The sequence below is a fragment of the Comamonas kerstersii genome (assembly GCF_008801935.1).
GTDB classification, from domain to species: Bacteria; Pseudomonadota; Gammaproteobacteria; order Burkholderiales; family Burkholderiaceae_C; genus Comamonas; species Comamonas kerstersii.
Window position 1 is genome coordinate 92,209 of the sequence record NZ_VZOT01000008.1, and the last position, 13,896, is coordinate 106,104.

The 13,896-nt window shown below is 58.6% G+C and carries 14 protein-coding genes and 1 pseudogene; 13 read left to right on the top strand and 2 right to left on the bottom strand.

Translation table 11 applies throughout. From position 1 onward, the window contains the following. Position 1: 1 nt before the first annotated feature. From rlmH to rng, 3 genes are all read left to right on the top strand, one after another. Positions 2–469 carry a 23S rRNA (pseudouridine(1915)-N(3))-methyltransferase RlmH gene (rlmH, locus tag F7P80_RS11985; RefSeq protein ID WP_151044981.1) on the top strand — a complete coding sequence of 156 codons (468 nt, stop codon included), beginning with the start codon at positions 2–4 and terminating at the stop codon, positions 467–469. 182 nt (positions 470–651) lie between these two features. Further along, the gene (locus F7P80_RS11990) at positions 652–1,266 is read left to right on the top strand and encodes a Maf family protein (RefSeq protein ID WP_151044983.1); all 615 of its coding nucleotides are present in this window, start codon (positions 652–654) and stop codon (positions 1,264–1,266) included. A gap of 45 nt (positions 1,267–1,311) precedes the next feature. Continuing rightward, entirely contained in the window at positions 1,312–2,799 is a 1,488-nt protein-coding gene (rng, locus tag F7P80_RS11995) for a ribonuclease G (protein ID WP_151044985.1), read from the top strand. Between the two features lie 167 nt (positions 2,800–2,966). Here rng and F7P80_RS12000 read toward each other — a convergent pair whose 3' ends face one another. After that, positions 2,967–3,854 (bottom strand): LysR family transcriptional regulator, encoded by an 888-nt coding sequence (locus tag F7P80_RS12000; protein ID WP_151044987.1) that lies wholly within the window; start codon positions 3,852–3,854, stop codon positions 2,967–2,969. Between the two features lie 199 nt (positions 3,855–4,053). Here F7P80_RS12000 and F7P80_RS12005 point away from each other — a divergent pair, with 199 nt between their 5' ends. From F7P80_RS12005 to F7P80_RS12020, 4 genes and pseudogenes are all read left to right on the top strand, one after another. Then, complete coding sequence (locus F7P80_RS12005; protein ID WP_151044989.1) at positions 4,054–5,253, top strand: MFS transporter; 1,200 nt, start codon at positions 4,054–4,056, stop codon at positions 5,251–5,253. Between the two features lie 70 nt (positions 5,254–5,323). After that, a complete protein-coding gene (locus F7P80_RS12010; RefSeq protein ID WP_151044991.1) occupies positions 5,324–5,995 on the top strand; it encodes a gamma-glutamylcyclotransferase in 672 nt (223 codons plus the stop codon). A gap of 95 nt (positions 5,996–6,090) precedes the next feature. Further along, positions 6,091–6,965: pseudogene (locus tag F7P80_RS12015) on the top strand (LLM class oxidoreductase). Between the two features lie 39 nt (positions 6,966–7,004). Then, positions 7,005–8,126 carry an alkene reductase gene (locus tag F7P80_RS12020; RefSeq protein ID WP_151044993.1) on the top strand — a complete coding sequence of 374 codons (1,122 nt, stop codon included), beginning with the start codon at positions 7,005–7,007 and terminating at the stop codon, positions 8,124–8,126. 51 nt (positions 8,127–8,177) lie between these two features. Here the strand turns inward: F7P80_RS12020 and F7P80_RS12025 are convergent, their stop codons facing one another. After that, the gene (locus tag F7P80_RS12025) at positions 8,178–8,447 is read right to left on the bottom strand and encodes a type I restriction endonuclease subunit R, EcoR124 family (RefSeq protein WP_249041456.1); all 270 of its coding nucleotides are present in this window, start codon (positions 8,445–8,447) and stop codon (positions 8,178–8,180) included. Positions 8,448–8,625: 178 nt separating this feature from the next. On the opposite strand from F7P80_RS12025, the gene F7P80_RS12030 reads away from it, so the two are divergent. From F7P80_RS12030 to F7P80_RS12055, 6 genes are all read left to right on the top strand, one after another. Continuing rightward, entirely contained in the window at positions 8,626–8,856 is a 231-nt protein-coding gene (locus tag F7P80_RS12030; RefSeq protein ID WP_054067115.1) for a hypothetical protein, read from the top strand. 389 nt (positions 8,857–9,245) lie between these two features. Beyond that, positions 9,246–9,806: a carboxymuconolactone decarboxylase family protein gene (locus F7P80_RS12035; RefSeq protein ID WP_077345124.1), complete on the top strand. Its 561-nt coding sequence runs from the start codon at positions 9,246–9,248 to the stop codon at positions 9,804–9,806. Beyond that, on the top strand, positions 9,803–10,897 hold the full coding sequence (locus F7P80_RS12040; RefSeq protein WP_151044995.1) for an acyl-CoA dehydrogenase family protein: 1,095 nt from the start codon (positions 9,803–9,805) through the stop codon (positions 10,895–10,897). The genes F7P80_RS12035 and F7P80_RS12040 overlap by 4 nt, the downstream gene beginning before the upstream one ends. Then, on the top strand, positions 10,894–11,745 hold the full coding sequence (locus tag F7P80_RS12045; protein WP_151044997.1) for an ABC transporter ATP-binding protein: 852 nt from the start codon (positions 10,894–10,896) through the stop codon (positions 11,743–11,745). The genes F7P80_RS12040 and F7P80_RS12045 overlap by 4 nt, the downstream gene beginning before the upstream one ends. An 87-nt stretch (positions 11,746–11,832) precedes the next feature. Continuing rightward, on the top strand, positions 11,833–13,074 hold the full coding sequence (locus tag F7P80_RS12050) for an ABC transporter substrate-binding protein (RefSeq protein ID WP_151044999.1): 1,242 nt from the start codon (positions 11,833–11,835) through the stop codon (positions 13,072–13,074). Then, the gene (locus tag F7P80_RS12055; RefSeq protein WP_151045001.1) at positions 13,071–13,853 is read left to right on the top strand and encodes an ABC transporter permease; all 783 of its coding nucleotides are present in this window, start codon (positions 13,071–13,073) and stop codon (positions 13,851–13,853) included. The genes F7P80_RS12050 and F7P80_RS12055 overlap by 4 nt, the downstream gene beginning before the upstream one ends. Positions 13,854–13,896 lie beyond the last annotated feature (43 nt).

The following is a 13,896-nucleotide window of genomic DNA, read 5'->3' on the forward strand; positions in this document are numbered from 1 at the left end:
CATGAAGCTGCTGATTGTGGCCGTAGGCCAGCATGTGCCTGACTGGGCGCAGATGGCTTACGACGATTACGCCAAGCGCTTTCCTCCGGAGCTCAAGGTCGAACTCAAGGCTGTCAAGACCGAGCCCCGTGGCTCCAAGACCGTCGAGACCCTGTACGCTGCGGAGCGCAAGCGCATTGAAGCTGCCATTCCTCGCGGCACACGCATTGTGGTACTGGACGAGCGTGGCACCAACCTGACCACCAAGGCGCTGGCTGCACGGCTGCAAAGCTGGCAGCTCGAAGGCGATGACGTAGCGCTGGTCATTGGCGGCCCAGATGGGCTGGATCCTGCTTTCAAGCAGGCCGCGCATGAAAAGATTCGTCTGTCTGACATGACGCTGCCACATGCCATGGTGCGTGTGCTCCTGATTGAGCAGCTGTACCGTGCGTGGTCCGTGAATGCCGGACACCCTTATCACCGCGAGTAATCGCTGCTGCTGCTTGCATCTCCAAGGCCCGCGCTGACCAGCCGGGCCTTTGTTTTGGTGCAGCGCCAGGCACATAAGGTGCTTGCGGATTGCAGTCTGTCTGCGCAACTGATACTATTTTTTTAATAGCTTCTTGCGCTTGATGGATGGGCGCTACAAGCCAATTTTCTTGATATTTCTCTATGCCTGAATTTCTCTATCTCGCTTCTCAGAGCCCCCGTCGCAGCCAGCTGCTGCAGCAAATTGGTGTGCGCCATGAAATTCTGGTAGCCAATACCGATGGTGACATCCAGGAAGATGCCGAAGCCATTGAGGTGGTACTGCCGGGCGAAGCGCCGCGCGACTATGTGCAGCGCGTCACAGGCCTGAAGCTGGACGCCGCTGTGGCACGCCTGCAGCGCCGTGGCCTGCCTGTGGCACCGGTGCTGACCTCAGACACCACGGTGGCACTGGGCACAGAAATTCTGGGCAAGCCCGCAGATGCGCAGGACGCCAAAGCCATGCTGCGCAAGATCTCCGGGCAGACGCATGAAGTGCTGACGGCCGTAGCGGTACAGCATGGGGCGCAGTGCCTGCAGACACTGTCTGTATCCAAAGTACGCTTCATGCCCATGACTGAGGCACAGATCGATGCCTATGTCGCTTCGGGCGAGCCTTTTGGCAAGGCCGGTTCCTACGGCGTACAGGGTCTGGCTGCAGCCATGATCGAGCACATGGACGGCAGTTATTCAGGCATCATGGGTTTGCCCGTGTTTGAAACGGCGCAATTGCTGCGTCAAATTGGCTGGAAGCTGTAAGCCACGGTATCGGCAGCACACAACCCCTCAAAAAACAGACAAGACATGCAGCAAGATATTTTGGTTAACTGGTCACCGCAGGAAACGCGTGTGGCTGTGATAGAGCAGGGCGCTGTGCAGGAACTGCACATCGAACGCACGCTGGAGCGTGGCTTGGTGGGCAATATCTATCTGGGCAAAGTCTCGCGTGTGCTGCCGGGCATGCAGTCGGCCTTTATCGACATTGGCCTGGAGCGTGCCGCCTTCCTGCATGTGGCCGATGTGTGGCAGCGCCATGAAAGCGGCGACGCGCCCATGATCGCGCGCAAGAACGAGCCGCTCAAGCCGATTGAGCACCAGGTGTTTGAAGGTCAGTCCATTGTGGTGCAGGTCATCAAGGACCCCATCGGCACCAAGGGTGCGCGTCTGTCCACGCAGATCAGCATTGCAGGTCGCCTGCTGGTGCACCTGCCGCAGGATGAGCACATTGGCGTTTCGCAGAAGATCCCTGCGGAAGAGCGTGACGCGCTACGTGCACGCCTGCAAAAGCTGGTGGGCCTGCGCGAAAACGGTGGCGGCGGCGGTTTTATTCTGCGCACCAACGGCGAAGATGCGAGCGATGAAGAACTGGCAGAAGACATTGCCTACCTGCGCAAGACCTGGGCACGTGTGAAGAACGCGGCCATCACGCAGCCACCCATGACCTTGCTGCACCAGGACCTGAACCTGCTGCAGCGTGTGCTGCGCGACCTGGTGGGCGAGCAGACGCAGAGCATCCGCATTGACTCGCGCGAGCAGTTCGACAAGCTCATGGCCTTTGGCAAGGAGTTCATGCCCAGCGCTGCCACCAAGCTGCAGCTGTACAAGGGCGAACGGCCGATTTTTGACCTGTACGCAGTGGACGAAGAAATCGCCAAGGCACTGGGCAAGCGGGTGGATCTGAAGTCTGGCGGCTATCTGATCATTGATCAGACCGAGGCGCTGACGACGATTGACGTGAACACCGGCGGCTTTGTCGGTGCACGCAATTTTGATGACACCATCTTCAAAACCAATCTGGAAGCGGCGCAAGCCATTGCGCGCCAGCTGCGGCTGCGCAATCTGGGGGGCATCATCATCGTGGACTTTATTGACATGGCCCACGAAGAGCATCGTGAGCAGGTGCTCGATGAACTGCGCAAGCAGCTCACACGCGACCGCGTCAAGACGATGGCAGGCACCTTCTCGCAGCTGGGGCTGGTGGAGATGACGCGCAAGCGCACGCGCGAGTCGCTGGCGCACATGCTGTGTGAGCCATGCCCCGTCTGCCAGGGCAAGGGCTCGGTAAAGACCGTGCGCAGCGTGGCCTATGAAATCCTGCGTGAAATTCTGCGTGAAGCACGTCAGTTCAACCCCAAGGAATTCCGTGTGGTGGCCAATCCGGATGTGATTGATCTGCTGCTCGATGAAGAAAGCCAGCATCTGGCGGGCCTGAGTGACTTCATTGGCAAGCCCATCTCTTTGCAGGCAGAAGGTGCTCTTTCGCAAGAGCAATACGACATTGTGCTGCTTTGAGTTTTTTAACGTGCAATGGCATTCTATTTTTTTCAAAAAACATATTTAAAATCAATCACTTGTCAATTACTTTATCCAGTGTCGTGCATTTTGATGCACTACCATAAAGCCCAAAATGTGTAGCTGCATGAGTCTGGGCTGTCCTTGCAACGCCGTGGCCTTCAGCTCTAGGCGTTGTTGTTAAACATTCCCAGAATGAAATCTCGGACATGAACAATGCGTGGGCTGCGCATTGATGCCTTGTTCCAGACCAAGTACAAATTGTTGGTGGGCGCCCCTTGACGCGAGGTGATTGAAACCAGCTGGCCTGACTCCAGCGCTTCAGTGCATTGGTAATCAGGTAAGACACTCCAGCCGATCCCTTTCACGACGAGATCCTTGATGATGCGAAGATCTGGGATGGTCAGTGCAGCCTGCATGGTTGGTGCAAACTGAAATAGCGACGTCCACACAGGCCGAATCAATGGCAGGTCTTCATCGAACGCGATGAGCGGAAGTCCCGACAACTTTTCTGCAGTGGGTTTGACACCCAATTTCTTTGCCATCCCCGGAGCGACGACAAGCAATAAGCGCTCGGTCAACAACTGGGCAAACCCGTGCGAATGCTCGTCCGGCATAGAGGCGGTGATTGCCAAATCCACGGTTGAGGCATTCAGGAGGCTGTAGATGCGATCCCGGTTTCCTGTGTGAACACGAATCTGAAATCCTTGAGCCATCAATGGCTCAAGTCCAGCAGCGACCTTTGAGTTGATGAAATCGGAAGGTCCTGCGATGTGCACTGTGCCCCCCATTTCCCCGCTGGAACGATACGAGGCCATCCGCATCTCTAGCCCATCCATCATTGGGCCGATCGCACGGGCCAGCTCATCGGCAGCTTCCGTCGCGATGACGCCACGGGCACGCCTTACGAACAATGGCTTGCCGACAAAGGCTTCTAGAGCCTGAATGTGTAAGGAGACTGCGGGTTGTGTCATGCCCAAGGATTCCGCCGCACGTGAAAACGACCGCAGCCGATACGCGTCGATGAAGGTCCGCAGATGGTCGAGATGGCTCATACGTAGTGTGGTTCCGGTAGAGGTAAGTCTTTAAGGGCGAAGCATCGGTGCGATCAACAGGTCTGTCGCTGCACCCGAGTCATAAAAATATTTATACAAAGACCATTAAATAATAATTTCTCATATCTTCCGACGATCTCTACCATTCATCAAAACCCTGATTTCAGGCTTTTTTCTGAAAGATTGAGAGAGATCCTCTATGCCACTTATCGTCTATATCTTCACGCTCAGTGCCTTTGCACTTGGCCTTGCCGAGTTTGTTCCCATTGGTCTGACTGACGTCATGGCCCAGAGCCTGGGAGTCAGCGTTGAACAGGTAGGAAGCTCGGTGACCCTATACGCCCTGGGCGCTACGTTCGCTGCACCTGTGCTAACGGCTCTCACCGCAGGCTGGTCGCGCAAACGCGCCATGCTAGTGACTGTGCTGGTTTTCTCGCTGGGCAGCCTGGTTGCGGCAGTCGCGTCGAATCTGTCCATACATTTGATTGCGCGCTTTGTTGCAGGTATGGGGCATGGTCTGTTCCTTGCCGTGGCATCAAGCACGGCAGCGCGCTTGGTCGGCCCCAAGAAGGCCGGAAGTGCCGTAGCGGTCGTGTTCGGCGGATTCACTATCGCCATGGCCATCGGCGTTCCGCTTAGCACTTATCTGGGCGGCGTGATTTCTTGGCGCCCTGTGCTCGGTGCGATCGCTGCATTTGGTGGCATCGGCTTCCTGGGCTTGCTGCTGGGCATGAAAGAGCCACCTAAGCCAGCTGGACACGAAAGTCACGAGTCCGTTGGTCAGGCACTGAAGGCTATTTTCAACCCTGCACTGCTGCTTGCTGCGCTGGTCACCGTGCTGGGCTATGCCGGCTCGTTCACTGCATATACCTATATCGCACCGTTGCTCACTGATGTGACCCATGTCAGCGCTGCGACGATCAGCGTCTTCATGCTGTTCTATGGCGTGTTTGCTGCGATCGGCAACATCATGGGAGGTAAGTTGACTGACCGGGTGGGCGTCAATCGGGCGAGCGTGATTGTCATCAGCGGTATCGCTTTGGTGGCACTGGCTATGTGGATCTTTGCGGCCTCGGCTTTGGTCATGGGCATTCTGGTCGCGTTGCTGGGTATGTTTACTTTCGCCTCAGTTCCTGCGTTGCAGGCTCGATTGATTGGTGTCGCCGAAGAACATGCACCGCACGCCCATGGCGTAGCTGCTGGCCTGAACATCGCAGGTTTCAATTCTGGCATCGCCCTGGGATCCGCGCTGGGTAGTGTGACCATCAGCTCGATTGGCATTTCCTACATGGGCGTTGTAGGTGCCGCAGTCTCGGCGCTGGGTTTGATTCTGTTGCTGGCGTTGATGGCGCGCCATCGTGGTGTTGACTACCGCGCTGTTGCAGGCGCGAGCCACTGATCCAATTCATCTCTATTCACGCGGTTCAGCGTCCATGAAGGCGTAGCCGCAATCCCCATGAAGGATTTGCATGCTTACGAGAGAAATGATCCAAACGGGAGCCTATCTGAACTCGTTCAAGGATTTACCGCAACAGCCGCGGTGGTCCCACCAACGCATCGAAGCTTCGATGCACGAGACGCTGGCGCAACGCCCACGCGCTCAGCCCGTATGGCTGTTCGCCTATGGCTCGCTGATCTGGAATCCATTGTTCAAGTACGCAGAGATGCAGTCATCGGTCCTGCACGGCTGGCACCGCAGCTTCTGCATTCGCTTGCACGATGGGCGCGGCTCGGTAGACGCTCCTGGTCGAATGTTGGCACTCAAGACTGGCGGAGAAACCAATGGCGTGGCCTTTCGTCTTGCTGAGGATGGATTGGTAGACGAGCTCTGGCTGGCATGGGTACGCGAGATGGTGCATGGCTTGTACTGCCCGGTCTGGGCGGAGGCAGTCCTGGCAGATGGTCGGACTACTCAAGTCCTCACCTTCGTCGCAGACACAACACATCAGGTCTACGAGAGCGATAGCTCGGTCGCCACGACAGTCAAAGCCATCTGCAAGGCAAGTGGCCACCTGGGCAGTAATCGTGACTACGTGTTGCAACTCGAAGCCTGCCTCGCTGACCACGATATTCAGGACGCATACGTCACAGAGCTTGCCGCTGCCGTACGCACCCAATCAGTAGGAGTTACCTGTTCATGAAGCATCCACAAATTGGCCCATTGCCTCCAGAGCTGCAATCGCACGCCGGCTACAGCCGAGTCTTCAAGCCGGGCCAGCTGACCTTTGGTTTCATCATGCCATTGGAGGGCTATCCGCATTCGCCCTTTCCAACATTAGAGAACCACGTTCACCTTGCCAGAAAGGCCGATGAGGCTGGCTTCTCAGCGCTGTGGATGCGTGATGTTCCGTTCTACGACCCTCACTTCGGCGATACCGGGCAGATGCTCGACCCGATGGTCTACCTGGGGTTTCTGGCTGCTCATACACGGCAGATAGCCTTGGGAACGGCCGACATGGTGCTGACACTGCGCGATCCACTGATCCTTGCGAAGCAGGCCGTGTCCGTCGACCAGCTTACTCAGGGCGGCTGCTGCTTGGGCTGTCGACAGGTGACCGTATGGTCGAATATCCAGCCTTCGGCGTGGACTACGACAACCGTGGCGAGCGTTTTCGGGAGGCATTCTCTCTGATTAAAACAGTCACTGAGCAATCGTTCCCCACTCTCAGCACGACACATTACGGCGAACTAAGAGGAGAGATCGATCTGATTCCCAAGCCTGTAGGTCAGCGTATGCCCATGCTCACCATCGGTCGAGCACGTCAAGAACTGTCATGGATTGCACAGCAAAGCGATGCCTGGATCTGGCACTTGAGCAGTTTCCGGCAGTTGCCCGAATTGCTGGAGCAGTGGCGAGCCAGTCATGAAGGCCAGTGGTTGCGACCTTATGGCTATGGCAGCTTCTTCGACTTGGCTGATGACCCGCAAACGCCGTTGATGCAGGTTGGTAATGGGCTTCGCGCTGGCCGCCATGCCCTGATCGCTTTACTTGAGCAGCACCAGGCACTGGGGGTGAGTCACATCGCCTTCAATCTCAAACCTTTACGTCGTCCTGCTGAAGATGCGTTAGCCGAGCTCGCCGAGTTCGTGTTGCCGCAGTTTTCTGCCTGATGCGCAATTTCCCTTTCCTCCACGCCGAGAGAGAGAACCATGACCTCCTTGTTCGATTCATTTGACCTTTCTGGCCTGCCACTGGCCAACCGTATCGTGATGGCACCGCTGACGCGCAATCGTTCGCCCAAGGCTATTCCGCAGCCCATCACGGCAACCTACTATGCACAACGCGCCAGCGCTGGCCTGCTCATCACCGAAGCAACAGCGATTTCCCACCAAGGACAGGGCTATGCCGATGTGCCCGGCCTGTACACGCCAGAAGCCTTGGCTGGTTGGCGCTCAGTAACCCAAGCAGTGCATGCCAAGGGAGGGAAAATTGTGGTGCAACTGTGGCATGTGGGACGCATCTCCCACACGACATTGCAGCCTGGCGGTCAAGCGCCGGTGGCTCCTTCCGCTATCCAAGCAAAAGCACAGACCTACTTAATCAACGCAGACGGTAGCAGCGGCTTTGCACCCACATCCTTGCCCCGAGCCCTCGATACCAGTGAGCTACCAGGCATCGTGGAAGACTACCGGCTCGCCGCACGTGCAGCCATCGACGCAGGCTTCGATGGTGTTGAGATCCATGCAGCCAACGGTTATTTGATTGATCAGTTCTTGCGAAGCGGATCCAACCACCGCACCGATGTCTATGGTGGTTCCATCGAAAATCGCACGCGACTACTGTTTGAAGTCGTTGCCGCCATCACTGAGGAGATCGGTGGTGCACGCACGGGTATCCGTCTGTCGCCTGTCACACCCGCCAACGATGCCTTTGACCCTGAGCCACAGCCTCTTTTTGAACATGTAGCGAACGGTTTGGCCTCCTACGGTCTGTCGTTTGTGCACGTCATTGAGGGTGCCACCGGAGGATCGCGTGACTACCAACAAGGGGACACGCCATTCGACTACACGGCGTTCAAGCAAAGCTATCGACAGGCTGGCGGCCAAGGTGCATGGATGGTTAACAACGGCTACGACAAGGACATGGCGGAACAGGCCATTGCCAGCGGTGCCGCTGACCTCGTAGCTTTCGGTAAGCTGTTCATCGCCAACCCCGATTTGGTCGAGCGCTTCCGCGCAGATACACCGCTGAACGAGGCCGACACCAGCTCTTTCTATGGTGGAGATGAGCGCGGTTACACAGACTACGGCACTCTTGCTGGCTCTCAGTGAGCGCGGGGCAATTGCCAAGTCTATGGATTTTCCGGAGAGAAAAGGGCAGATTCAGACCTGCCCACCCACCCCCTTGAACTTCTCCACAAACGCAGAGATCTTCTGGAACACGGTCTGCTTCTTGGTGAGGTACTGCGGGTTCAAAGGGCTCATCTTCGGCAGAATGGCATTGAGCTCTGTTCCACTGTCTGAGGCGTACTCACGCTTGAGGGAATTGGTGATGTAGCGCTTGGCAGCTTCCGCATTGAGCTTTTCTTCGTCGATCAACGCCTGTGCTTCACGTTGTTGCTCAGCCTGGGCGTCTAAGCTGCGCCGCCGCATCTGGGTAGCGAACGTACCCCGGAAGGTGGCGGCTGCTGCATGCTCTCATGGGGTGAGAGGAGTATGATCTACGTCAATTTCAACAATGTTTGAAAACATTGAAACTGCTGCCGCAGCATTTTGAGGCCCGCAGCCGCCCGAAGGCTCGGGCTTCGTTACAGCTAGGAGATTTTTCACCATGGATTGGGTACCAGTAGCCTTTATCACGTTCAAGGCGCTTGTGTTCGGCGCGTGCATGTTCTATGCCATCAAGTGGCACTACGAGCAGGGCAAGAAAAAGGGCGAAGATTCGCGCACCTTGCTGCTCACCAGCACCATGGTGGTAGGGGGCTTTGTGGCTGCGGTTGGTCTGGTGATGTACCTGACGTTTTATCTGGCCACCAGCCTGGGTATGGATTTGAGTTTCTGAACAACGCCGACGGCAGACATCTGCTGAACGCACGGACAAAGCGCCCTGGGCCCCAAAGCCCATGGCGCTTTTTTTGCATCTGGAGTTTGCAGCGCAGCCGGTATGCAGCGTTCTGACATGCAAAAAAAGGAGCTGTCAGCGATTAATTGGTAAGCTTTTCAAGGTAATAAGTGTTTGAAATCCTTGTAAATTCATCGCTAGCAGCTATGGTTTTCTTTTAGATATACAGCGTATGTGCTCATAGGCTTTGTTTCTAAGATGTTTGAGTTATAAAAAACTGAGTAAATATTCGTTGGTAGTCAGAAGGGCGGTTTTCATAATGCGCACATAGATGCTGCTGTCAGTATGTGCAGCAGCCCTGTTTGAACGATTTGAAAACCACCTTCGCCATGTCCCGACTGCCACTGCTAGACACCACGACCGCCCCTGAAGCCAGCCAGCCTTTTGTGCAAAAGGCACTGGCTAACAACGGCTTTCTCCCCAATCTGATTGGCGTGCTGGCCCATGCGCCGGCAGCGCTGGAAACCTATCTGACCGTGGGCGGCATCAATGCAAAGGCTTCGCTGGGGCTGCCCGAGCGTGAGGTGGTGCAGCTCACCGCTGCCAAGGTGCATGGCTGCGACTTCTGCCTGGCCGGTCACACGGCGGTAGGCAGCAAGAAAGCCGGTTTTTCACGTGAAGTGGCACTGCAGCTGCAACAAGGCCTGCCTACAGGCGATGCCCGCCTGGATGCCGTGCAAACCTTTACCCAGGCCGTGATCGCCACACGTGGCGCGGTCAGCGATGAGGCACTGGCAGCCTTCAAGGCCGCAGGCTTTGGCGACCAGCAGGCGCTGGAAGTGGTGCTGGGTGTGAGCCTGGCCACGCTGTGCAACTTTGCCAATAACCTGGCCAAGCCTGCCATCAACCCCGAACTCCAGCCCTTCGCGCCCGGCGTGTTCACGGCATGAGTGCAAGCCATCTGACTCCCGCGCTGCAAAGCTGGCTGCGCACGCATGCTGCGGCTTTGCACGAAAGTGACGCGCAGGGCGATGCGCTGCTGGAGCAACTGGGCCGTGCAGGCCTGTTTGGTATTGCCGTGCCCACAGCCTTGGGCGGCGGCGGACAGGTGCCACACCAGGCTGTGCAGGCCATTGCCGAGGTGGCGGAGCATTCGCTCACAGCGGCCTTTGTGCAGTGGGCGCAGCGCGCCTTTATCGACTATCTGTGCGTGAGCGACAACCATGCCGCCCGCGAGCGCTGGCTGCCCGGCCTGCTTGGCGGCACTCTGGCGGGGGCGACAGGGTTGTCGAACGCCATGAAGTTCCTCTCCCAGCTCGAGCCCTTGCAGGTGCAGGAGCAAAGCGGTGAGGGCGGCGCGCGCCAGGTAACGGGCCGCATGCCGTGGGTAACCAACCTGCGCAGGGCCGGGTTTGTGGTGGCGGCTGCCGTGCAGCCTGCACAAGCAGGAGCGCAGCCCATCATCGTGGCGCTGGAAAGCAGCAGTGCAGGCTTGCGCCGCTCCGACGATCTGGACTTGCTCGGCCTTCGCGGCAGCAATACGGCTGCCATTGCACTGGAGAGCGTGGCAGTACCTGCCTACAGTGTGCTGGCCGAAGAAGGTCTGGGCTTTTTGAAGCGCGCACGCCCCATGTTTTTGAGCCTGCAGTGCGGCATGTCCATAGGCCTGATCCGCGCAGCATTGCGTGCGGCAGAGCAGGTAGGGGCAGCGCGTGAAGTGCTGCAGCCACGCATCACCCGTGCCTGGGAGGTGCTCGAGACCCAATGGCAGCTGCTGCGCGAGGGGCTGGATAGCGGCCAGTTCGTCCAGGATGCGGCGGCGCTGTTCCATATTCGACTGACGCTGGCAGCGCTGGTGCAGGAAGCGATACAGCTGGAGCTGCAGGGCTCGGGCGGGCGCGCCTATCTGCGCAGCCATTTGCCAGACTTTGGCCGTCGCCTGCAGGAATCGGCCTTTGTGCCTGTGGTCACGCCCAGCCTGACCCAGCTGCAAGGCGAGTTGCTGCGCCAGTCCGCACCCGCAACAACGGTGGCTGCATGAACCCGCCCGTGGCTGATTTTGTCAAGCCAGCTGCGGTACCAGTCAGCCAGGCGCCGCTGGCCCTGCAGGCCCGTGGCCTGAGCTATGCCTATGGCACTGGTGCGCCGGTGTTTCAGGGCATTGATCTGGACATTCGCGCCCAGGAAATTGTCTGCCTGCTGGGCGGCTCAGGCTGCGGCAAATCCTCCCTGCTGCGCACCCTGGCCGGGCTGCAAGCCCCTGCACAGGGCACGGTGGAGTTTCTGGGCAAGCCCTTGACCGAGCCGCACCCACGGGCTGCCGTAGTGTTTCAGCAGGCCAGCCTGCTGCCGTGGCTGAGCGTGCAGGCCAATGTGGCCTTTGGACTGAACTTTGCCAGACAGCCGAAGCTGGATGCTGCGCTGCAGCACCAGCGGGTGGCCCAGGCGATCGAAGCCGTGGGCCTGAAGGGCAAGGAAAAGCTTTACCCCGCACAGCTATCCGGCGGCATGGCCCAGCGCGTAGCACTGGCTCGTGCGCTGGCGCGCGAGCCGCAGCTGCTGCTGGCCGATGAGCCGTTTTCAGCGCTGGATGCCATCACGCGTACCGAGATGCAAAGCCTGCTGGTGGATGTGGTCCACCGCTGGCATACCGCCGCGCTGCTGGTTACGCACGATATTGACGAAGCCATTCTGGTGGCTGACCGCATTGTGCTGATGGCCCCGCACGACCCACAGCACCCTGAGCGCCAGGGCGGCTGCGTAGTGCGCCAGTGGCAGGTCAATGTTGCGCAGCCCCGATGTGAGCAGATCGCCGCCATGACCGCGCTGCGGCTGGAAATTCTGGCTGCCTTGCAGGCACTGCGCACTGCAGCTGTGCCTGCGCACTGATGCATTCCCCACGTTTTTCGCAAACCCAACAGGCAGGGCCAGGTCCACAGTCTGTGGCCCTTCTTTCTATTTTTTCGAGGAGATGCAATGCCCCAAGAACGCCAAACATTGAACTACCAGCATATCTGCACATCATCGAGTTGCGACTGCGGCATCAGCCGTCGCGACTGGCTGCGTATTACCGCCATGACAGGTGCTGCCGCTGCACCGCTGTTGCGTGCCGGTGATGCGGCCGCGCAGGCCGACAAGGGTGATGATGTGCCCGTGCGCATTGGCTATCTGCCCATTACCGATGCCACGCCGCTGCTGGTGGCCCACAGCCGCCAGCTGTTTGAGGCCGAAGGCCTGCGCACCGAAAAGCCGCGCCTGTTCCGCACCTGGGCGCAGATCATTGAAGCCTTTGTGGCAGGGCAGGTGAACGTGGTGCACCTGCTCTCGCCCACCACCATGTTTGTGCGCTATGGCTCGCAGTACGGTGCCAAGGTCGTGGCATGGAACCATATGAATGGCTCGGCCATCGCGGTGGCCAAGCACATCAACTCGGTCAAAGACCTGGGTGGGCAGCAGGTGGCAATTCCGTTCTGGTATTCCATCCACAACATCGTGCTGCAGCAGCTGCTGCGCGCCAATGGTCTCAAGGCCGTGAGTAAGCCCCGTAGCGGCGCACTGGCCAAGGATGAGGTGAATCTGGTTGTCATGCCGCCCGCAGAGATGGTTTCAGCCCTGGCCAGCAAGTCCGTGGCGGGCTATATCGTGGCTGAGCCCTTTGTGGCTGCGGCTGAGGTCAATGGCGTGGGCAAGGTGCTGCGTTTTGTGGGCGATGTGTGGCAAAACCATGCCTGCTGTCTGCTGACGCTGTCTGAGCGCGACATTGCCGAGCGCCCCGAATGGGCACAGCGCGTGACCAATGCCGTGGTCAAGGCCCAGCTGTGGACGCGCAACAACCAGCTGGATACTGCCAAGCTGCTGGCCAGCAGCGGCCCTGGCAAATACACACCGCACGGCCTGCCTGCGCTGTCCAAGGTGCTGGCAACTTCCGAAATGGCGCAGTACGAGCGCGATGGCGTGATTCAGCACCCCGAGTGGAAGCAGCGCCGCATTGACTTTCAGCCTTATCCCTATGCCTCGTACACCGAAGAACTGGTCAAGGCGCTGCAGAACACCTATGTGGAAGGCAATACGGCCTTCCTTGAAAAACTGGAGCCCAGCTTTGTCGCCAGAGATCTGGTCGATGACCGCTTTGTGAAGCAGGCGCTGCAGCAAGTCGGTGGCCTCAAGGCCTTTGGCTATGCCGAAAGCTTTACCCGCCAGGAAGTGATTGCCCCATGAGCCTTAGCCTGAAGGTCTGGGCCGAGCGCTTGCTCTGGCCTGCGATTGGCCTGGGGCTCGCCGTGCTGCTGTGGGCCTGGGGTGCACGCTACCTGTCAGATGTGGATGCCATACGCGAGGCCTTCGGGCCTGCGGCCGGTTTCTCCGCGCTGTGGCGCTTGCTGGCAACGGGCGAGCTATGGACGCACATGGCCCTGAGCCTGCAGCGCATTGGCCTGTCGCTGCTGATTGCCTTGCTGATTGGCGTGCCGCTGGGCATATGCATCGGGCTGTCGCAGTGGTTCAACAAGCTCACGGGCACGTTGTTTCAGTTTCTGCGCATGGTCTCGCCCCTGTCGTGGATGCCACTGGCCGTGATGGCGCTGGGCGTGGGCGAGTCGCCTGTGGTGTTTCTGCTGAGCTTTGCGGCCGTCTGGCCCATCATGCTCAACACCGCCACGGGGGTGGCAGCGCTGGACAAGCACTGGCTGCAGCTGGCCGCCAGCCTGTCTGCCACGCGCTGGGAGCTGGTGACGCGCATCGTGCTGCCGGGGATTGTGCGGCATGTACTCACCGGCTTTCGCCTGGCGCTGGGTATTGGCTGGATTGTGCTGGTGCCCGCCGAAATGCTGGGGGTGTCGGCAGGCATGGGCTATTTCATCCTCGACACACGTGACCGCCTTGCTTATGACGAGCTCATGGCAGGCATTGTGGTGATTGGGTGCCTCGGCTTTGTGCTGGACTGGCTGGCCCGCACAGCCAGCAGCCGCTGGGTAGATGCAGGTGCAAGGAGTTTATAAACCATAGCTGTCAGCGCTTGCTGCATAAGCACTAGAGGCATAT